15 protein-coding genes (1 of these 15 running past the window's edge) are annotated in these 20,059 nt (G+C 69.3%); 11 read left to right on the plus strand and 4 right to left on the minus strand.

Annotation, left to right across the window (positions count from 1 at the left end; genetic code table 11):
• The 3 genes from ACIRRA_RS25665 to ACIRRA_RS25675 all read left to right on the plus strand — a co-directional run.
• Positions 1–7,607 carry the end of a non-ribosomal peptide synthase/polyketide synthase gene (locus tag ACIRRA_RS25665; RefSeq protein WP_402772797.1) on the plus strand. The gene continues 11,488 nt to the left of window position 1, outside the view, so 7,607 of the gene's 19,095 nt are visible here — the last part of the coding sequence; its start codon lies off the left edge, out of view; the stop codon is at positions 7,605–7,607.
• On the plus strand, positions 7,588–7,806 hold the full coding sequence (locus ACIRRA_RS25670) for an MbtH family protein (RefSeq protein ID WP_357007245.1): 219 nt from the start codon (positions 7,588–7,590) through the stop codon (positions 7,804–7,806). The genes ACIRRA_RS25665 and ACIRRA_RS25670 overlap by 20 nt, the downstream gene beginning before the upstream one ends.
• 119 nt (positions 7,807–7,925) lie before the next feature.
• Positions 7,926–8,072, plus strand: a complete 147-nt coding sequence (locus tag ACIRRA_RS25675) for a hypothetical protein (protein ID WP_157184737.1) — start codon at positions 7,926–7,928, stop codon at positions 8,070–8,072.
• A 324-nt stretch (positions 8,073–8,396) separates the two neighbouring features.
• Here the strand turns inward: ACIRRA_RS25675 and ACIRRA_RS25680 are convergent, their stop codons facing one another.
• Positions 8,397–8,855: an ester cyclase gene (locus ACIRRA_RS25680; protein ID WP_357007247.1), complete on the minus strand. Its 459-nt coding sequence runs from the start codon at positions 8,853–8,855 to the stop codon at positions 8,397–8,399.
• Between the two features lie 102 nt (positions 8,856–8,957).
• Between ACIRRA_RS25680 and ACIRRA_RS25685 the strand changes: the two genes are divergently transcribed.
• Complete coding sequence (locus ACIRRA_RS25685; protein WP_402772801.1) at positions 8,958–9,626, plus strand: TetR/AcrR family transcriptional regulator C-terminal domain-containing protein; 669 nt, start codon at positions 8,958–8,960, stop codon at positions 9,624–9,626.
• 26 nt (positions 9,627–9,652) lie between these two features.
• On the opposite strand, the gene ACIRRA_RS25690 is transcribed toward ACIRRA_RS25685, so the two are convergent.
• Complete coding sequence (locus tag ACIRRA_RS25690; protein WP_402772804.1) at positions 9,653–10,528, minus strand: esterase/lipase family protein; 876 nt, start codon at positions 10,526–10,528, stop codon at positions 9,653–9,655.
• 134 nt (positions 10,529–10,662) lie between these two features.
• On the opposite strand from ACIRRA_RS25690, the gene ACIRRA_RS25695 reads away from it, so the two are divergent.
• The 4 genes from ACIRRA_RS25695 to ACIRRA_RS25710 all read left to right on the plus strand — a co-directional run bounded on the left by ACIRRA_RS25695 (position 10,663) and on the right by ACIRRA_RS25710 (position 14,981).
• Positions 10,663–11,916: a cytochrome P450 gene (locus ACIRRA_RS25695; protein ID WP_402772807.1), complete on the plus strand. Its 1,254-nt coding sequence runs from the start codon at positions 10,663–10,665 to the stop codon at positions 11,914–11,916.
• Between the two features lie 449 nt (positions 11,917–12,365).
• Positions 12,366–14,135 carry an acyl-CoA dehydrogenase gene (locus ACIRRA_RS25700; RefSeq protein WP_402772810.1) on the plus strand — a complete coding sequence of 590 codons (1,770 nt, stop codon included), beginning with the start codon at positions 12,366–12,368 and terminating at the stop codon, positions 14,133–14,135.
• Between the two features lie 86 nt (positions 14,136–14,221).
• Positions 14,222–14,512 (plus strand): hypothetical protein, encoded by a 291-nt coding sequence (locus ACIRRA_RS25705; RefSeq protein ID WP_402772813.1) that lies wholly within the window; start codon positions 14,222–14,224, stop codon positions 14,510–14,512.
• A gap of 160 nt (positions 14,513–14,672) precedes the next feature.
• Positions 14,673–14,981: a hypothetical protein gene (locus ACIRRA_RS25710; RefSeq protein ID WP_402772816.1), complete on the plus strand. Its 309-nt coding sequence runs from the start codon at positions 14,673–14,675 to the stop codon at positions 14,979–14,981.
• A gap of 3 nt (positions 14,982–14,984) precedes the next feature.
• Here ACIRRA_RS25710 and ACIRRA_RS25715 read toward each other — a convergent pair whose 3' ends face one another.
• Positions 14,985–16,205, minus strand: a complete 1,221-nt coding sequence (locus ACIRRA_RS25715) for a TetR/AcrR family transcriptional regulator (protein ID WP_402772880.1) — start codon at positions 16,203–16,205, stop codon at positions 14,985–14,987.
• Positions 16,206–16,300: 95 nt separating this feature from the next.
• Here ACIRRA_RS25715 and ACIRRA_RS25720 point away from each other — a divergent pair, with 95 nt between their 5' ends.
• A complete protein-coding gene (locus ACIRRA_RS25720) occupies positions 16,301–16,744 on the plus strand; it encodes an SRPBCC family protein (protein WP_357007263.1) in 444 nt (147 codons plus the stop codon).
• 21 nt (positions 16,745–16,765) lie between these two features.
• Entirely contained in the window at positions 16,766–17,530 is a 765-nt protein-coding gene (locus tag ACIRRA_RS25725; RefSeq protein ID WP_402772819.1) for an enoyl-CoA hydratase, read from the plus strand.
• Between the two features lie 257 nt (positions 17,531–17,787).
• Here the strand turns inward: ACIRRA_RS25725 and ACIRRA_RS25730 are convergent, their stop codons facing one another.
• Positions 17,788–18,378 carry a TetR/AcrR family transcriptional regulator gene (locus ACIRRA_RS25730; protein ID WP_402772822.1) on the minus strand — a complete coding sequence of 197 codons (591 nt, stop codon included), beginning with the start codon at positions 18,376–18,378 and terminating at the stop codon, positions 17,788–17,790.
• A gap of 112 nt (positions 18,379–18,490) precedes the next feature.
• On the opposite strand from ACIRRA_RS25730, the gene ACIRRA_RS25735 reads away from it, so the two are divergent.
• Complete coding sequence (locus tag ACIRRA_RS25735; RefSeq protein WP_402772825.1) at positions 18,491–20,053, plus strand: carboxyl transferase domain-containing protein; 1,563 nt, start codon at positions 18,491–18,493, stop codon at positions 20,051–20,053.
• Positions 20,054–20,059: the final 6 nt, after the last annotated feature.

A 20,059-nucleotide genomic window follows, 5' to 3' on the forward strand; every position in this document is an offset into this window, starting at 1 on the left:
CGCCCGGCGTCGCGCACGCGGTCGTGCTGCTGGCCCGCGACACCGCCGGGACCGACTGCCTGGTCGGCTACGTGTCCGGCACCGGGCTCGACGCCGAGACCGTGCTCGAGCACGCTCGCACCCAGCTGCCGTCCTACATGCTGCCCGCCCACCTGGCGGTGCTGGCGGAGATGCCGCTCACCAGTGTCGGCAAGCTGGACCGGAATGCCCTGCCCCCGGTCGAATTCACCGCCGCGACCGTCGCCTACCGCGCGCCCGCACCGGGCACCGAGGCCACACTGGCCGCCCTGATCGGCGATCTGCTCGGCGGCGTCACCATCGGCGCCGACGACGACTTCTTCGCGCGCGGCGGCAACTCCCTGCTGGCCATGCGCCTGGTGGCGCGCGCCAATGCCGCCCTGGGCGCGGAGCTGAGCGTGCGTCAGCTGTTCGAGGCGCCGACCGTGGCCGAGCTGGGGGCCCGCATTCGCGGTGGCGGGCAGCGCCTGCCGCTGCGGCGCATGCCGCGACCGGAGCGAATCCCGCTGTCGCTGGCCCAGACCCGGATGTGGCTGCTCAACCGCCTGGACCCGGAATCCGCGGCCTACAACGTGCCCGCGGCCGTCCGCGTCACCGGCGAGATCGACACCGGCGTGCTGAGCGCCGCTTTCGCCGACGTGATCGGCCGCCACGAGACGCTGCGCACCATCTACCCGGCCGACGCGGACGGGGTCGGCTACCAGTTGGTCCTGCCCGTCGACAGCGCGCTCCCGACCCTGGAGATGCGGACCGGCGCCGACGCGGCCGACCTCACCTGGATCGAGAGCTTCGTGGCGCGCGGCTTCGACGTCACGACCACGGTGCCGGTGCGCGCCGCGCTCATTCGCGAATCCGAGCACAGCCACGTGCTGGTGGTGGTGCTGCACCACATCGCCGGCGATGGCCGGTCGGAGGATCCGCTGCTGCGCGACACCATCACCGCCTACCTGTCCCGCGCCGCGGGCCAGGCCCCGGTGTGGACGGAACTGCCGGTGCAGTACGCCGATTACGCGCTCTGGCAGCGGGCCGCCCTGGAACAGTCCGGCCCGCGCGAGCTGGCGTACTGGACCGAGGCGCTGGCCGATCTGCCCGAGGAACTGCCGCTGCCGACCGACCGGCCGCGGCCGGCCGTGGCCTCCGGGCGCGGCGCCCGGGTGCAGGCGCGGCTGGACGGTGGCCTGGCCGCCGCGATCAAGCGAATCGCGGAGGAGCACAACGTCACCCCGTTCATGGTGTGGCACGCCGCGCTCGCGGTGCTGCTGGCCCAGATGTCGGGATCCGCCGACATCACCATCGGCACCCCGCTCGAGGGCCGCGGCAATGCCGCCCTCGACGACCTGGTCGGCATGTTCGTCAACACCCTGGCGCTGCGCACCCGCCCGGAACCCGGCCTCGGGTTCGACGCGCTGCTGGACCAGACCCGCGAGGTCGATCTGGCCGCCTTCGACCATGCGACGGTGCCGTTCGACCAGGTGGTCGAGGCCCTCGGCGTGCCCCGCACGCAGGCCCGCAACCCGCTGTTCACCGTGGTCCTGAGCTACATGAACCTGGGCGCGCAGACCTACGCGGTGCCCGGCCTGGTGCTGGAGCCGGTCGACTTCGAACACCGGGTCGCCCGGTTCGATCTGCAGTTCACGGTCTCCGACGAACCCGATGTCGACGGCCACCTGGCCATCGAATTGAACTACGCCACCGACCTTTTCGACGAGGCCACCGCGGCCGGTCTGCTGCGCCGCCTGGGCCGCGTGCTCGGCGCGATCGCGGTCGACGCCACCGTCCCGGTCGGCGAGATCGACCTGATGTCCCCGTCGGAACGCGCGGGACTGCTGGATCGGTCCGTCACCCAGCCGGTCGCGCCGCGCTCGCTCGGTGACTACCTCGCCGAGGCCGCCGCGACCTACCCGGACAACATCGCCGCGCGGTACCGGGACCGGGAGCTCACCTACCGCGAGCTGGACGCCGAGTCCTCGCGCCTGGCCCGGGTGCTCATCGACCGCGGCATCGGTGCGGAAGACTATGTCGCCCTCGCTATTCCGCGCTCGGACATCACCCTGCTGGCGGTGTGGGCGGTCGCCAAGACCGGTGCCGCCTTCGTCCCGGTCGACCCGAACTACCCGGCCGACCGCATCGAGCACATGCTGACCGACTCGGGCGCGACCTTCGGGTTGACCGTCGCCGCGAGCCGAGACCGGCTGCCCGGCGCGGCCGAGTGGCTGGTCATCGATGACGCCGAATTCGTCACGGCCACACGGGAACGCGACACGACCCCGATCGCACCGGGCGAACTGCGCCGGCCGGCACGAGTTTCCAACCCGGCCTGGATGGTCTACACCTCCGGTTCCACGGGCCTGCCCAAGGGCGTCGTCGCCACCCACGGCGGTGTGGCGGGTGTCGCGAGCTCGCAGCGGGAGCGGTACCGGATCGCCGCCGACTCCCGCGTCCTGCAGGTGTCCTCGCCGAGTTTCGACGCCTACCAGCTGGAGATCCTCATGGCCACGCCGGTCGGCGCGCGCCTGGTGATCGCCCCCGCCGAGGTGTACGGCGGCACGGAGCTCACCGACCTGATGGCCGCCGAGGGCGTCACCCACGCCTTCATCACGCCGTCCGTACTGCAGACGCTGGATCCGGCGCGACTGCCGGACTTCCGCGAATTGGCCATCGGCGGTGAGGCTTTCGGCCCGGAGATGGTGACCCGCTGGTCCACCGGCACCCGTGCCGTGCACAACGGCTACGGTCCGACCGAGACCACCATCACCTCCAATATCGGCGCGCCGATGCTGCCGGGCGAGCCGGTGGAACTGGGCGCCCTCACCGCAGGCATGGCCGCGGTCGTGCTCGACTCCCGGCTGCGGCCGGTCCCGGTCGGCGTGACCGGTGAGCTGTACCTGAACGGCCCGGGCGTGGCGCGCGGATACCATGCGCGGCCGGGACTCTCGGCCGAACGCTTCGTGGCCGACCCGTACGGCGCGCCGGGCGAGCGGCTCTATCGCACCGGTGACCTGGTGCGCTGGACAGCCCGGGCGGACGGCCGGCGCGGGCTCGAATACGTCGGCCGCGCCGACCATCAGGTGAAGGTGCGCGGCCTGCGCATCGAGCTCGGCGAGATCGACGCGGCCCTGACCGCCCACGAGGCGGTCGAATTCGCGGTCACCCTCGGCCGCACCGACGCCGCGGGCGCGGCCGCGCTGGTGTCGTACGTGGTGGCCGCGCCCGGTCACGCCATCGACGTGGACGAGCTGGTCGCCCACGCGGGCCGCTCGCTGGCCGCGTACATGGTGCCCGCATCGATCATGGTGCTCGACGCCGTCCCGCTCACCCCCGTCGGCAAGCTGGATCGTAAGGCCCTGCCGGAGCCCGTCTTCCGAACCGTCGAATTCCGGGCCCCGCGCACCGACGCCGAGCGCACGGTCGCCGGGGTGGTCGCCGCCGTGCTCGGCACCGTGGACGCGGAGCGGGTCGGCCTCGCCGACGACTTCTTCGCGCTCGGCGGAAACTCGCTCACCGCGACGCAGCTGGCCGCGCGCCTGAGCGCCGCGTTCGCCGTGCCGGTGCCGGTACGGGCGGTGTTCGAGCATTCGACCGTGGAGGCGCTGGCCGCCGCGGTGCTCGCGATCGACTCGGACGCCCCGGCCCGCCCGCCGCTACTGCCCCGGACCGTGACCGGCCCGGTCCCGGTTTCCCTTGCACAGCAGCGCATGTGGTTCCTGAACCGCCTGGATCCGGACTCCACCGCCTACAACATCCCGCTCCCCATCCGCCTGACCGGACCGCTGGACACGGCGGCGCTGACGGCCGCGATCGCCGACGTGGTGGTCCGGCACGAGGTGCTGCGCACCGTCTACCCGGAAACCGAGTCGGGTCCGGTGCAGGTGGTGCTGCCTGCCACCGCGGCCACGGATCTGCCTGCGCTGGAGCCGATTCCGGTGACCGAGGAAACGGTCATGGCGGCCGTCCTCGAGGTGATCGGCCAGGGCTTCGACGTCACCGCGGCCGTGCCGCTGCGGGCGGCGGTGTTCCAGCTGGCCCCCGAGGACCACGTCTTCGTGGTCGTCATGCACCACATCGCGGGCGACGGCAGCTCGCTGGTGCCGCTGGCTCGCGATGTGATGACGGCCTACGCGGCGCGCAAGTCGGGCGTTGCTCCGGCATGGACGCCGCTGCCGGTCCAGTACGCGGATTACGCGGTCTGGCAACGCGAGCTGCTCGGCTCCGAGGACGATCCCGCCTCGCTGGTCTCCCGGCAGCTGAGCTTCTGGACCGAGACCCTGGCCGGACTGCCCCCGCTGCTCACCCTGCCCGCCGACCGCCCGCGGCCGGTGGTGCTGGACACCGACGGCCGCCGCGTCGATTTCGCCATCGACGCCGAGACCCACACGGCCCTGGCCGAATTGGGCCGATCCAGTGGTGCGACCCTGTTCATGACCGTGCACGCGGCCTTCGCGGCCCTGCTGTCCCGGCTGACCGGCTCGACCGATATCGCGGTCGGCACCCCGGTCGCCGGGCGCGGTGACGCGGCGCTGGACGATCTGGTCGGCATGTTCGTCAATACCCTGGTGCTGCGCACCGAGGTCGCCCCGGCCGAGGGCTTCACCGACCTGCTGCGGCGGGTCCGGGCCCGCGACGTCGCGGCCTTCGATCACGTGGACGTGCCCTTCGAGCGGCTGGTCGAGGTGCTCAATCCGGAGCGTTCGACCGCGCGTCACCCGCTGGTGCAGGTCGGCTTCTCCTTCCACAACCAGGACCGGGCGGCCTTCGATCTGGACGGGCTGCGGGTCGGCGCCATTGAATTCGATACCGACGTCTCGCAGTTCGACCTGCACCTGGTGGTCATGGACCGCTACGACGCCGACGGCGCCCCGGCCGGGATGACCGCGACCATGACCTACGCGACCGCACTGTTCGACGAGGTCACCGTCGCCGGATTCGCCGAGCGCCTGGAGCGGTTGCTGGCGGGCGTGATCGCCGATCCGCACGGTCCGATCGGCGACCTGGACATCCTGGGCGACAGGGAAAGCGAACGCCTGCTGCGGTCCTGGAACGCGGCCGACAGCGGCTTCGCCGCGCGCGGGCTGCTCGACGAGTTCGACGCTCAGGTGCGACGCACTCCGTTCGCCCTCGCGGTCGTCGAGGGCGGGCGGGCGCTGAGCTACCGCGACTTCGCCGAGCAGGTCGACCGGCTGGCCCGGGTGCTCATCGGCGCGGGCGTCGGCCCGGAAACGCTGGTGGCGCTGGCGCTTCCGCGCAGTATCGAACTGCTGATCGCCATGTACGCCGTGGTGCGGGCGGGCGGTGCCTATGTCCCGCTGGATCCCGCGCACCCGATCGAGCGCACCGCGATGGTCCTCGAGACGGCCGCGCCGGCCGTGGTGCTCACCAGCTCCACCCGGACCATGACGCTGACGGACGACCTGCCGGCCGCCACGACCGTGCTGGACGTCGCGATCGCCGGCGATCGGACCCTGCCGGGCGCCGCGATTCGCGACGAGGAGCGCCGCGCGCCGTCCTCGCCCGCCGATCCGGCCTACGTGATCTTCACGTCGGGTTCGACCGGCAAGCCCAAGGGTGTGGCCGTGCCGCACGCGGCGGTCGCGCACCAGCTGGACTGGATGCAGTCGGAATACGCGCTCGCCGAGGGAGATTCGGTGCTGTGGATGACCTCCGCGGCCTTCGACCTGTCGGTGTGGGAACTCTGGTGGGCGTTGCGCACCGGATCACGGATCGTCCTGGCTCCCGAAGGCGCACAACACGACCCGGAAGGACTGCTCGATCAGATCCGCCGGGAGTCCGTCACCACCCTGACCCTGGTGCCCTCGCTGCTGGCCATGCTGGCCGATGTCGCCGGCGCGGACGGTCTGCCGGCGTCACTGCGCCGCCTGCTGGTCATCGGCGAGGCGCTGCCCGCCGAGACGCTCCGGCGCGCCAGGTCGGCGACCGCCGCGCGCATCGACAACCTGTACGGCCCGACCGAGGCGGCGGTATCGGTCACCCGATTCCGCACCGACGCCGACCTGCGCCAGGCCGTGGTGCCGATCGGCACCCCGGAGGCGGGCAACCGGGTGTACGTGCTCGACGACCGGCTGCGACCGGTGCCGGTCGGTGTCCCCGGCGAGCTGTACCTGGGCGGCGCGCAGCTGGCCCGCGGCTACCACGACCGTCCGGATCTGACGGCGGAGCGGTTCGTGGCCGATCCGTTCGGCCCGGCCGGTTCGCGCCTCTACCGCACCGGCGACCTGGTGCGCTGGGTGCGGTCCGCCGATGCCGGCGTCCTGGAATTCGTGGAGCGCCGCGACTTCCAGGTGAAGGTGCGCGGCTACCGCATCGAGCTGGCCGAGATCGAGCACGCCTTGCGTGCGCAGCCCGGCGTGAGCGACGCGGTCGTCGTGGTCGACGGCACGGGCGACGCGGCGCGGCTGGTCGGATACTTCAGCCTCGACGCCGACACCGACCCCGCGCAGCTGCGTTCGCGGCTGGCCGGACTGCTGCCCAGCTACATGGTGCCCGAGGCGCTCCTGTGCCTGGACGCCGTGCCGCGCAACGCCAATGGCAAGGTCGATCGTGCCGCGCTGCCGGCGCCGGAGTTCGCCCCGCGCGAATACCGGGCTCCCGCAACCGAAGTCGAGGCCGCCGTGTGTGCGGTGTTCGCGGAGGTCGTGGGCGTGGACCGGGTCGGCCTGGACGACAACTTCTTCGAGCTGGGCGGCAATTCCCTGCTCGCGGTCCGGCTGGCCACGCGGCTCGGTGAAGCGCTGGGCCAGCAGGTTCCCGTCGTCCTGGTCTTCGCCGCGCCGACGCCCGCCGAGATCGCGGGGCCGCTGAGCGCTCCGGGCGGCGTCGACACCGAGGCCGCGTTCGCTGTCCTGCTGCCGCTGCGGCCGTCCGGTACGGGCGCACCGCTGTTCTGCGTCCACCCGGTCGGCGGCATCTCCTGGTCGTTCGCCGGTCTGGCGCCCTACCTGGCGGAGGACCGCCCGATCTACGGTCTGCAGTCGCCGACCCTGGCCGCCGATGTGCCGCTGCCGGATTCGATCGAGGAGTGGGCGGCGCGCTACGTGCGCGAGATCCGCGCCGTGCAGCCCGAAGGGCCGTACCACCTGCTCGGCTGGTCGCTCGGCGGTGTGCTCGCCCACGCCATGGCGGTGCAGCTCCAGGACGAGGGGCAGGAGGTCGCGGTCCTGGCCATGCTGGACAGCTCGCTCGAGAGCGACGTCGATCCCGAGTCCGCCGTCCCGGTGGCGGAACTGCTCGGCGAGGTGCCGGGACTGGTCGACGCCGCATCGGAGGTCGGCGCGGACCGGATCGCACGGATCGTGGACAGCGCGCTCGCGGCCTTCCCGCTGATCGGCGCCTACCGGCCCCGCCGCTTCGAGGGCGACCTGGTGTATTTCCATGCGGCCCTGGACGATCCGAGCGGCAGCTGGGGCATCTCCAGCTGGACCGACGCCATCGACGGCGTGCTGGAGAACCACGCTGTCCCGGCCACTCACTGGCGGATGACCTCGCCCGACGCGCTCCCCCACATCGCCCGCGTGCTGAACGCCCGCACTCCCCGGACTCAGGAAGGCAATCCGCATGAGCAATCCCTTCGATGACGAAAACGCGCAGTTCTACGTACTTGTCAACGAGGAGGCCCAGCATTCGCTGTGGCCGGTGTTCGCTGCCGTCCCCGGTGGCTGGACCGTCGCGCACGGTCCGGCCCGCCGGCAGAGCTGCCTGGACTACGTCGAAGCGCACTGGACCGATATGCGGCCGGCGTCGCTGATCCAGGCGATGGCGGCCGATCCCGAATAGACCTGCGGCACACCAGTTCCGCATCCAATACCCGGGGTCACATCGGCCCCGTGCGGCGGTCCCGAGAAGAAACCACAAATCGAGGGGGTCTGTCCGCGTCGTGAAAGAAGGGAAACACCATGACCACCACTCCTCCCCCCACTGGTGGCGGAACCACCGTCGACATCGGCGCCCTGATGACCCAGGTGCTGCAGTTCCTCGGCGCCGGTTCCACCGCGAGCTACAACCCCAAGGGCCCGAAGGCCAAGCGCCGCAACGCGAAGTAATTCGCGTCGAACACTGAACACTCTGAAAGGATTTCCATGCCTATCTACACCGGCAGCGGCTTCACCGACCTCCTCCTGGCCTTCGCCCACCTGGTGACCTCGGGCTCGTCGACCTCGGTCACTCACGGCTAGGAGGCGCGCCATGTTCAGCGGCAGTGCTGTGAACAACCTCTTCGAACTGTTGGCCAAGGCGCTGGGCACCGGTTCCTCGTACACCTTCCCGCCGCAGACCACGACTACGGCGTAGCGGTCGGCCAGGTGTGAAGGCCGCCAGGATTTTCCGGTCCTGGCGGCCCCGGGCCCGCGACGTCCGGCCATCGGCGCTCAGTCGACGGCCGGCCAGTCCCAGCCCAGCTGAAGAAACATGCCCAGCCGGTCGCTGACCGCGCGGATCTCGCTGATGCGCGAGTCGGTCAGGGTGAAGATCCAGATCTGCTCGACGTCGCAGGTGCGTCCGGTCGGCTCCGGCATCCGGGCATGCGCGCCGGTGTGGCGGCCGATCACCCGCAGCCGCGCCACGATTCGATCGTCCTCACCGATCAACTCCTGCACCAGGATTCCGCTCTCCTGCTCGTCGGTCGCACTGAAGGCCGCGAGCTGCCGGCGGAAACCCTCGATGGCGGCGCCCGGTGCGTCCTCCTCCCCGAAGATCACCTTGTTGTGGTCGATCACCTGCGGGGACAGGTAACGGACCCACTCGGTCCCACCCTCGAGGCCGTGGTTGAGCGCGTCGATGAACGCGGTGATGACGGTCTTGTTGTCGGCGACGGTGGTGGTGGTCATGTGGTTTCTCCCTTTCCGATAACTCTTACGTCGTAAGAGTTCGTTGCCGTGGACTATGGTTCACTTACGGCGTAAGAGTTGTCAACACCGGAAGGAAGCCCGATGGCCGCCAAGCGCACCCGAGCCGAACGAGCAGGCATCTCTCGCGAGCAGGTGCTCGACGCGGCACTCGCCTTCGCCGATCGGGACGGCCTGGCCGCGCTGTCCATGCGCAAGCTCGGGGCCGAACTCGGCGTGGAAGCCATGACCCTGTACCACTACGTCCCGAACAAGGACGCCCTGCTCGACGGCATGGTCGAGCGCGTCATGTCCCAGGCGGACGCCGGATTCACCGACGGCCCTTGGCAGTCGGTCCTCGGCGACTACGCCCGTGCCCTGCGGACCGCGCTGCTCGCGCATCCCGGCGCGCTGCCGCTGATCGCGACCCGGCCCGCCGTGACCCCGAAGACCCTGCACACCGCCGAACGCGGCCTGAAACTGTTGGTGGAGGCAGGTTTCGACCTCGGCCACGCCCTCGACGCCCTGAACGCGCTCACCCTGTTCGTGGTGGCCCATGCCAATTCCGAAGCCCGTACGGCCCCGGTCGACGAGGCGGGCGATCCCGGATCGGTCGACTATCTGAAAACCCTTGATCCGGAGGAATTCCCGCTGATCCTGCAGGCGGCACGCACCGGCGCGGGCACCGACGACCGCATCCGTTTCGAGTTCGCCGTGGCGGCCTTCGTCCATGGCTTCGCCGCCGCGGAACTGTCGGCGAATCGCCAGGTGTGAGAGCGATACTCGCCAATCGCCGCGCGTCAGCGTTGCAGCTGCTGCAGGACCCAGCCCGCAGTTTCGGTGCTGGACCGGATCAGCGAGTGGTCCACCGGCTCGGCACCCGGGAAGAGATCCTCGTACACCGCGTTCACCACACCCGGCTCGTCGAGGGTCGAGCAGGCGGGGGCGGGGGTGGCGAGCTGATCATTGCGCGTCGCGATCACCGAGTAGGTGACGCCCGGCTGGGTGACCGCGGTGTCGAACAGCGCGCGGTACGTCGGTGAGTCCGGCATCATCTGCATGGCGGTGGCCATATCCGGCGAACTCGCGGCAAGCAGCGACTGCAGCCACGGCACCGAGGTCAGCAGCTGCACCGGGGTGATCGGCGGATTCCTCAGGCCGACGACGCCCGCCCCATCGCACCCGCGCGCCTCCGGTGTGATGAAGACCGCGTGGCTCACCGTCGGCGCTCCGTCGAGCAGCTTCAGGTAGTAGTTCGACACGATGGTTCCCGCCGAGTGGGCCACGATCTCGACCCGGTCGGCCCCGGTGGTCCGGCGCACCTTCGCGATGAAGTCCGCGACCTGCCGCGCCTCGCCGGGCATATCGCCGTTCCACCGCTTGTCGTTCACGATCCCGCCCTGGAACACCAGGGTGCAGTACCCGGCCCCGCGCAGCGCCCCGACCATGGTGTCCCATTGCGCGGCGGTCTGTTCCGGACTGCCGTCCCCGCCCGGCAGCACCACCACCGGTTCCGGGTGTGCGACCGTCGGCGCGCAATCGATGGCCGGCTCGATGGTGTCCCCGGCCGGGAGCACCCGGCTCCCGGATCCGGTATCCGGCGCGGCCTGCGCCGTTCCCATCGACAGCACTGCCGCTCCCGCGACGACAGCGACGGCCTTCATGATAATCCTCATGGACACAACGCCTTCCGGTCCGATTCGTTAACCCGCCCGAAACCTGGTTAACCGGCAGTTTCGGGACTGTAGGCCCTTGGGGGCCGACGGCGCCTTGGGTACTATTCTGCCGCAACCGATTCCAAGGAGACTACGTGTATCCGCAGCACACGCATCAGGGTGCTACCGCCAGCTCGAAGTCGCCGGTCGAGGACATGGGTCCGCGAATCCCGATCTACAGCCCGGAATTCGCCGCCGATCCCCACGGGTACTACCGTCGGATGCGCAGCGACTATGGAGCGCTGGTGCCGGTCGAGATCTGGCCGGGGGTACCCGCGACCCTGGTCGTCAAGTACGCGACCGCGGTGCGTATTCTCAACGACTCCACCCATTTTCCGGCTGATCCGAGTGCCTGGCAGCGGTCCGTGCCTGCCGATATCCCGATCATGCCGATGATCGAGTACCGGCCCAACGCGATCCGCACCAGCGGCCCGGTGCACACTCGCTACCGCAAGGCGCTGAGCGACGCGTTGGCCGGGATCGACCTGAACTCGGTGCGATCCATGGTGGAGCGTACGGCGATCCCCGTGGTCAATACCTTCTGCGAGGATGGCCGGGCCGACGTGCTGAGCCAGTACGCCCTCCCACTGGTCTTCTCGGTCTTCTGCCAGGTACTCGGCTGTCCACCGGACATCGGTGAGCGGGTCGCGGCCGCCAGTGCCGCGATGTTCGACGGTGTGGATACGGCGACCGTGAACGCGAGCATGAGCGAGGCGTTGCTCGACCTCACGGCACTGAAACGGGCTCAGCCGGACGACGACGTCACCACCAGAATGGTCCAGCATCCCGTCGGGCTGTCCGACGAGGAGATGGTGCATCAGCTGGTCCTGCTGTTCGCGGCCGGTGTCGAACCGCCCCTGAACCTCATCGCCAACACCCTGCTGCTGATGATGACCGACAACCGCTTCACCAGTGCCGTACAAGGGATTCCGCTGCCGACGAGCACCGCCATCGGCGAGCGGCTCGCAACCGACCCGCCCATGGCGAACTACTGCATCACCTACCCGCGGCAGCCCACCCTGATCGAGAACGTCTGGCTGCCGGCCGACGAGCCGGTCATCATCAGCATGGCCGCCTGCAACACCGATCCGGAGTTGAACCCGGGCGAATCCCTCGGCAACTCATGGAACCTGGCGTTCAGCTCCGGCGATCACGCCTGCCCCGCGCACGCCCAGTCGTATGGGCGTCTGCTCGCGCAGGAGGTCATCGATCAGCTCCTGGACTTCCTCCCCGAAATCCAATTGGCGGTCGCCGCAGACGATCTCGTGTGGCGGCCCGGCCCGTTCCACCGGGCGCTCACCGAGTTGCCGGTGGTGTTCCCGCCTTCCAGGCCATTTCCTGCTGTGTAGGTGTAGCTCCCGGCCCCTCGGACCCGCGGTAGCCGTCGGCGGTCTGTGATCGTTCACCGTGAGCCGCGACACGAATTGTGTAACAATACAATTCATGACACGATCGGTCGAAGGTAGTTCTGCGGCAACGGTGTTGCCGCAGTTCGACGCGGCCGCAATGTCGGCTCATCAGCGTTTATGCGCTGCTGTCCAACCGATGCGAACACACCTATCACCCCGGCGACAGGACCAGATCGGGAGACCGTCGCCGCGGGAACCTCACGTGAAGGTGTGTGGTGCGACGAGCTTTTGACAGGTGATCGCCCGGCTCCTTTCTTCCGGTCCCCGCGGTGTCCGCATGAGCGTGCGTCAACGGTGGCCCCCGGTGCATCGAAGTTCGGCAGCGATCTCCTCGCATGCCCAGCGGTGGACGAATCGCCGCTGGGATCGTGAATGAGTAGGAGGCGGTTATGGATACGCACGGGCGCAAGGAAGGGACATCGCTGGCCGAGCTGCTTCGGCACGGTGACCTGGCATTCGACCAGCATCTGCAGAAGGTGCTCAGCAACCCGGACTACTTCGTCACGGAGCAGCAGAGCCAGGCGCAGCGCCGGCAGAACGCCTACGACCAGTTGCGGTATCTGGTCCAGGAGATCGGTAGCACCAGCGATGTCGCCACCCGTCTACCGCAGCTGTTCGCCGTGTTCGACTGGGCGGCAGTGCTGGCGACGGACCTGATTCCGCTGATCTCGGGCCACTACAACCTGGCCTCGGGCAGCCTCGCCACCCTGACCGATTCCGATTCGGCCGCACCGTATCTGGAGGACCTGGACGTCGCCTCCGCCGTCGGCGTCATGCTGCTGACCGAGTACGGGTGCGGCTCCAACATCCAGTTCATGCAGACCCGCGCGACCTGGGACGGCGACGGGTTCGTGATCAACACCCCGAACCCGCGGGCGCGCAAGTTCATGCCCAGCGTCGGTATCCCGGTGTCCCGGGTCTGCGTCGTCGGCGCCCGCTACATCGACTCGGCGGGCGTCGATCAGGGCGTGCATCTGTTCACGGCGCGCCTGCGCGGCGCCGACGGAGAACCGGCGCCCGGCGTGACGATCACCCAGCTCGACCACCAGCCGCTGGTCATCATGGACAACTCGGTGATCAGCTTCGACAATCTCCGGGTCGAGCGCAGTGCCTGGCTCAGCAACGACCTGGCCACCATCGACGACGACGGCGTGCTGACCTGGCGCGACGAGTCCAGCCAGAAGCGGGCATTCGCCTCGGCGATCAGTCAGCTCACCGTGGGACGCTTGGCGCTCTCGTCCTGCCTCAACGCCTCCGCCCGCGCCGCGCTCTACATCGCGCTGCGCTACGCCTCCAAGCGAGTGGTGCCGCTGACACCGTTCGACAGTCCGCTGATGGCCGATATCCCGCACGTGCGCGACACCCTGCTCACCGATCTGGCCGGGACCGTCGCCCGCACCATCTACGGGAACGCGATCAAGACATCGCTCGCGGGCAGCGATCTCACCAGTCGCGACACCGTCGTCTCGGTGATGCTGGCCAAGCACTACATCCAGCCGCACGCCCTGCAGACGGTGACCAACAGCCGCCTCAAGATGGCCGCCCAGGGCATGTTCAGCGCCAACCGGGTCGCCGACTATCTCGGTGTCTGTCACGCGGCCATCACCGGCGAGGGTGACTGCCACGTGCTCGGTTCCGTGGCCGGTCGCGTCCTGGCCAAGCACCTGGCCGGGAAGCCGGTCCCCGAAGTCCGCGTGCACGATGGCGCGGATGCCGGCGACCGGATGAGCCTGTTCAGCGCACGCACCCTGACGATCGTGGAGGAGGCGCAGCACTATCTGACGACGCCGGGGCTCGAAGCCCGGCTGGCGATCATTCCGGAGGCGCTCGAGCTGGCCGAGGCATACAGTGCCGAAGAGGCGCTGCAGCTGCTCCACCAGCATTCCGATCATCCCGAGATCATCGCCGTGCGTGACGTTTTCGCACTGAGCTACCTCGATCAGCACGCCACGTGGTACCTCACCCGCGGCCTGCTCGACATCGACGCGGTGAAGACGATCAAGCAGCAGCTCCGCCTGGCCATCGACAATCTCGCCGATAACCTACCGGCGCTGCTGGACGCTTTCGGCCTCGACGATGAAATTCTCGGCGCACCGGTCCTTTCCGACGATCTACCGGCCGCGTGGGTCTCCCGCATCAACGATCGACGACGTCCCTGATCCTGCCCGGACAGGTCCGGATAGGGCACCCGTCGGGGCGCCCTATCCAGTAGGGCTCGGTAGGTCCGGGGGCTCGATGCGTGTCGATGAGCAGGTCCTCGAAATGCCAGGCGCCCACCGATTCGGGCGCGAGTTTCACCGCGTATCCGGAGGATTCCGAGACCGGAATCGGGAGGGCGCGCGGCGTGGGCGATCGGGTTCCACCAGGCGGCGCAGATTTTAATGTGCACTGCGGCACCGACAGGCGGATTGCCTTCCCGCGGATTGTCGATGAGCCGATCGGCGCTGATAGCGAGGCCGTCCGCAGCGACCTGGCGGGCCGGCACGGGCAGCAATTATTCCACCGCGGCGCGGCCGCAAACGGCGGAAACCTGTGAGTGAATTCGACTCGCGCATGCAGCTTCAACCATGGGCGAATGATTGGCAAATATATTTGCTCAGAAGAGAAGCCCTGATCACCACGAAAGAGTCCCGAAAGCGTGGCGGCGAATACTTTTCGGCAAAGCCGCTATCCAGGGATTGCCAATGGTGACCGTAATGAACAGGAGCGAGGACTACGAGGCCGTGCTGGCGGCGATCATGCGCGGAGCCTGGCCACCCGGAGTCACGCAATCGCTGACGGGTAGCTACGAGAGGAAGGCCATGAGCCGGAGTGACACGGTCGAACCGAGCACCATCGGCCTCTACTGGGACCGCGACGGCGACATCTGGCAGCGGGAGGACGCCGGCTGGCGGCTCATCCTGCAGAGCGGCGTCGCCGTCGATCCGATCTCGCTGTGGGAATGGGACAAAGGGCACGTGTGCGATTACGCGCCGTTCACCCCGCTGAAGACCCTGTCCGACTAACCCTCAGGACTCCGGCGTACCGGCTCCGAAGAGGGTGACCTCCATCAGCCGGATCACCCTGGGCTGCGGGCAGATCGAGGGATGATCGCCGAACTCCCGGCCCAGGTCCACCACCAGACCGAAGGCGGCCTGCACCAGGATGCGTGCCTCGCCCTCGGACAGTTCCGGGCGTACCGCCACCAGCAGCCGCACCCACTCGGCCACGATGAGCCGCTGCACATTGCGCAGCATGGTGCGCTCCTCGGCCGTGACGTGCCCGAATTCGGCGTAGTACACGAAAGTCAGCTCGCGCTCGGCGAACGAGCCCGCGACATACAGGTCCACCAGCTTGCTCATCGCCTCGGCCGGACTCGACGAGGACGCCACCGCCGGCCCGATCGCCCCCGAAACCCGATCCGCCGCCCGGCGGAACGCGGCGGCCAGCAGATCGCCCTTGCTGCGGTAGTAGCGGTACACCGCCGACGCGGCCGACAGATCCGCCGCCGCGGCGATGTCCTCCACACTCACGTTCGGATAGCCGCGCGCGTGGAAGAGGTCGACGGCCTTCTTGAGCAGCAGCTCGTGCTTGAAGCTCTGCGGAATCTCGACCGCTCGCGGCGCCTCGGTGACCGTGCCCTCGGGCGGCAGCCCGGTCGCGATGATGGCGTCGCAGGCCGAATGCAGCAGGGCCGTCAGCGATTTCGCGGGCAGCGTGGCGTGATGGTCGCCAATGCTGGAGATGACGCTGAGTATCGACACCGCCCGCAGCGCGCGGCTGTGCCCATCCAGTTCAGGCCGCACATCCGCGATGAGCGCGCGCAGCGTGGTCAGCGCTGCGGTGAACTGCTCCTCCAGGGTCTGCCGGTCGGTGTCGTCGAGGTAGCGGCGCTCCCAGCGCACCAGGGTGACCGTGGCGCGATTGGCGATGGTCTCGGCGATCAACCGGTCCAGCACCCGGTCCAGCCGCTCGCGCGGGGACAGGCCCTCGGACTCGTCGGGCGGGGTGACGGCCTCCACGGTCAGCCGCGCCAGCCGCAGCAACTCCTCGCGGAAGAGCGCGTATTTGCTCGGATAGTGGCGATACAGTGCGGCCGAGGAAATGCCGAGCCGCGCGGCGATGTCCTCCATGCTGACGCCGTGATAGCCGAGCGAACCGAAGGCGGCGGCCGAGGTGGCGGCGATCTGAGCGCGCCGGTTCTTCGGGCGGCGGCGGATCACGCGCTGCGGCTGCTCCTCGACGGTCATATTCGCAATGGTAGTCACCAGGCATTTCCGTCGACGCCGCGCCGCCGATCTCGTAGGCTGCCCACAGGATCCGCGTCCACCAGAACGGAGCCGGCATGCGCACGGTCGATGTCGAACGCACCATCGCGGCAGCACCGCCCGACGTCTTCGACTGGCTCACCGATGTGGCCAATTACCAACGGGTCCCGATGGTCCGCCGCGTCACCCTGGTGCGTCCCGGCGATACCGCGGGCAACGGCGCGGGCGCGGTGCGCCTGGTGGTGACCCCGCTGCTGCGCCTCACCGAGGAGATCGTGGAATACGATCCGCCCCACCTCATGCGCTACCGATTGCTGAATTCCGTTCCGCCCCTGCGGCATCAGGAGGGATCCATCACCTGCGCGCCGGTCGCGTCGGGCACCCGGGTGCGCTGGTCGTCCACCTTCGAGATCGCCGCGCCCGTGCTCGCGCCGCTGTGGACGCGGATCTTCCTGCCGGTGGTGCGCGGCGGCTTCGTCATGGTGCTGCGAACCGCGGAGCGCGAGCTGGGCGGGCGGTGACCCGGGTTACCATCTGGGGCCATGGCGGAGATCAAGGTGGAGCGCCGGAACTCAGTGGCGCTCGTAACGGTGCACGACCCCGACAAGCGGAATGCGTTGACGCTGGACCTATCCGCCGATCTCGCGGATGCGGTGGCGGACGCGGAGGCCGACGACTCGGTGCACGCGCTGGTGGTCACGGGCACGCCCCCGGCCTTCTGCGCGGGCGCGAACCTGACCGCCCTGGGTGAGGCGAAGGAGGAGGGCCTGCGGGCCATCTACGAGGGCTTCCTGGCGGTGGCGCGCTGCAAGCTGCCCACCGTGGCGGCGGTCGGCGGCGCGGCGGTCGGCGCGGGCCTGAACCTGGCCCTGGCCGCGGACCTGCGGTTCGCGAATCCCAAGGCGCGCTTCGATGCTCGCTTCCTGCGCCTGGGCATCCACCCGGGCGGCGGTATGACCTGGATGTTGCAGCGTGCGGTCGGCCCGCAGCAGGCGACGGCCATGACGCTGTTCGGCGAGGTGCTCGACGCGCAGGCGGCCGCGCAGGCCGGTCTGGTGCACCGCGTCGTCGACGGCGATCATGCCGCCCTGGTGGACGCTGCCGTCGAATTCGCCTCCGCCACCGCGGAAGTCCCGCGCGAGCTGCTCATCACCACCAAGCGCACCATGCGCGCCACCCGCGCTCTGGCCGCCCACGCCGAGGCGGTGAACACCGAGGTGGTGCCGCAGCTGGCCTCCCTGGAATCCCCGGAGTTCGCGGCTCGCCTGGCCGCGGCCCAGACCCGGATCACCGGTTCGAAGCACTGAGAACACTGTGTTTAATTTGCCTCCGCTTCGCTCCGGCGGGTTCGCGGCGCTGGAGGTCTCGATTCTTCCCTCCTCCGCTCCTCCGCTTCGCTCCCCCGCTCCGTCAGTCCAGAATCGAGACGCGCCGCGAACCAACACTGTGTTCAATTCGCCTCCCGTCGCCGAGAGTGCTTCGCGCCGTTGCGGGTCGCCCTGCGTCACATCTCTACCGCGCCGGCGGAATTCGGCTCAGCGCCGATTTCGATCCGGTGCCGACCTCATTCCAGGGCGGCGAGCGCCATGCGCCGCAGCACCGGCCGTGCGCGGGTCGCGCTGGCCGGTGCGCTGTGCGGTGTGGAGTTGATCAGGCCGAAGGTCGCGTGCGCCTGTACGCGTGCGGCCTGCTCCGGCAGTTCCGGCCGCAGTTCACGCAGCACCGCCACCCAGACCTCCACGTACTGCCGCTGGGTGCGCCGCACCTGACGGCGCGCGGACTCCGGCAGGTTCTCCAGGTCGCGATCCTGGATCCGGATGAGTTCGGGCTCGCCGAGGGCGAAGTCGAGGTGGAAGTCCACCAGTCCGCTCAGTGCCTGCTGCGGTGATGCCGCCTGCTCGGCCACGGCCCGGCCGCCGTCGAGCAGCCGCTGACTGATGCCGACCAGCAGCTCGACCAGCAGCGCCTCCTTGTTGGGGAAGTGCCGATACACCGCGGGCCCGCTGATCCCGGCGGCCGCGCCCAGGTCGTCGAGCCGCATTCCCAGGAATCCGCGATCGGCGATGAGCCGCGCCCCCGCCTCCAGCAACTGTTGCCTACGCTGGGCTTTGAGCTGCTCACGACGGGTGAGCGTGACGGTTTCCGCAGTGTTCACCGTGGCTCCCTCTCGCCGGTGCTGGACAACTCAGTTAGTGAAGATTATCTTATTTTCCAGTTATTGGTGACTAACCGAGCGGCCGGATCGGCCGAACGGGGAGGCGGAGCGAATGACGCTGACCGAAGGCACGCGGACCGGGAACCGAGCCGCGCATCTGGCGCTGGTCGACGAGCTGCGGGAGCGGCTGGCCGTCAGCGCGCTGGGCGGACCGGAGCGCGCCCGGGAACGGCACCTGGCGCGCGGCAAGCTGCTGCCGCGCCAGCGGGTGGATCAGCTGCTGGACACCGGCAGCCCGTTCCTGGAGCTGTCGCCGCTGGCGGCCACCGGCATGTACGACGACGAGTCACCCGGCGCGGGCGTCATCGGCGGCATCGGCCGCGTTTCCGGACGCGAATGCGTGATCATCGCCAATGACGCGACGGTCAAGGGCGGCACCTACTACCCGATGACGGTCAAGAAGCACCTGCGCGCCCAGGAGGTGGCGCTGCAGAACAACCTGCCGTGCGTCTACCTGGTCGACTCCGGCGGCGCCTACCTGCCGCGTCAGGACGAGGTGTTCCCCGATCGCGAGCACTTCGGCCGCATCTTCTACAACCAGGCGAACATGAGCGCCAAGGGGATCGCGCAGATCTCCGCGGTGCTCGGCTCCTGCACCGCCGGTGGCGCGTACGTGCCCGCCATGAGCGACGAGACCGTCATCGTGCGCAATCAGGGCACCATCTTCCTGGGCGGCCCGCCGCTGGTGAAGGCCGCCACCGGTGAGGTGGTCACCGCCGAGGAGCTGGGCGGCGGCGACCTGCACTCGCGCACCTCGGGTGTCACCGACCACCTGGCCGAAAGCGATCAGGACGCGCTGCGCATCGTGCGCAATATCGTGGCCACCCTCGGCCCGAAGACCCCGACCCCGTGGGATGTCGCGCCGACCGTGGATCCCATTGCGCCGCAGGACGAGCTGTACGACGTGGTCCCGGTGGACCTGCGCACCCCGTACGACGTCCGCGAGGTCATCACCCGCATGGTGGACGGCGGCGAATTCCAGGAGTTCAAGGCCGAATACGGCAAGACGCTGGTCACCGGCTTCGCCCGCATCCACGGCCACCCGGTCGGCATCGTCGCCAACAATGGCGTGCTGTTCAGCGAATCCGCCATGAAGGGCGCGCATTTCATCGAACTGTGCGACAAGCGCAAGATCCCGCTGCTGTTCCTGCAGAACATCACCGGCTTCATGGTCGGGCGCGACTACGAGGCGGGCGGCATCGCCAAGCACGGCGCCAAGATGGTGACCGCGGTGGCGTGCGCCCGCGTGCCCAAGCTGACCGTGGTCATCGGCGGCTCCTACGGCGCGGGCAACTACTCCATGTGCGGGCGCGCGTATTCGCCGCGCTTCCTGTGGATGTGGCCCAATGCCCGCATCTCGGTCATGGGCGGCGAGCAGGCGGCCTCCGTGCTGGCCACCGTGCGCGGTGACCAGTCCGAGGCGGACCTCGAGGCGTTCAAGGCCCCGATCCGGGAGCAATACGAACACCAGGGCAACCCGTACTACTCCACGGCCCGCCTCTGGGACGATGGCGTCATCGACCCCGCCGACACCAGAACCGTTGTCGGCCTGGCCCTCTCGGTCTGCGCGCAGGCCCCGCTCGAGCCCGTCTCCTACGGCGTCTTCCGGATGTGATGACCT

The sequence above is a fragment of the Nocardia sp. NPDC101769 genome (assembly GCF_044766925.1).
Taxonomy (GTDB): Bacteria; Actinomycetota; Actinomycetes; order Mycobacteriales; family Mycobacteriaceae; genus Nocardia.

Coding starts and splice junctions, on each gene's coding strand:
- ACIRRA_RS25705 (WP_402772813.1), top strand. CDS start 14,222: ATGAGCAGGTCCTCGAAATGCCAGGCGCCCACCGATTCGGGCGCGAGT.
- ACIRRA_RS25725 (WP_402772819.1), top strand. CDS start 16,766: ATGGCGGAGATCAAGGTGGAGCGCCGGAACTCAGTGGCGCTCGTAACG.
- ACIRRA_RS25700 (WP_402772810.1), top strand. CDS start 12,366: ATGGATACGCACGGGCGCAAGGAAGGGACATCGCTGGCCGAGCTGCTT.
- ACIRRA_RS25685 (WP_402772801.1), top strand. CDS start 8,958: ATGGCCGCCAAGCGCACCCGAGCCGAACGAGCAGGCATCTCTCGCGAG.
- ACIRRA_RS25720 (WP_357007263.1), top strand. CDS start 16,301: ATGCGCACGGTCGATGTCGAACGCACCATCGCGGCAGCACCGCCCGAC.
- ACIRRA_RS25675 (WP_157184737.1), top strand. CDS start 7,926: ATGACCACCACTCCTCCCCCCACTGGTGGCGGAACCACCGTCGACATC.
- ACIRRA_RS25680 (WP_357007247.1), bottom strand. CDS start 8,855: ATGACCACCACCACCGTCGCCGACAACAAGACCGTCATCACCGCGTTC.
- ACIRRA_RS25710 (WP_402772816.1), top strand. CDS start 14,673: ATGAACAGGAGCGAGGACTACGAGGCCGTGCTGGCGGCGATCATGCGC.
- ACIRRA_RS25715 (WP_402772880.1), bottom strand. CDS start 16,205: ATGACCGTCGAGGAGCAGCCGCAGCGCGTGATCCGCCGCCGCCCGAAG.
- ACIRRA_RS25670 (WP_357007245.1), top strand. CDS start 7,588: ATGAGCAATCCCTTCGATGACGAAAACGCGCAGTTCTACGTACTTGTC.
- ACIRRA_RS25690 (WP_402772804.1), bottom strand. CDS start 10,528: ATGAGGATTATCATGAAGGCCGTCGCTGTCGTCGCGGGAGCGGCAGTG.
- ACIRRA_RS25735 (WP_402772825.1), top strand. CDS start 18,491: ATGACGCTGACCGAAGGCACGCGGACCGGGAACCGAGCCGCGCATCTG.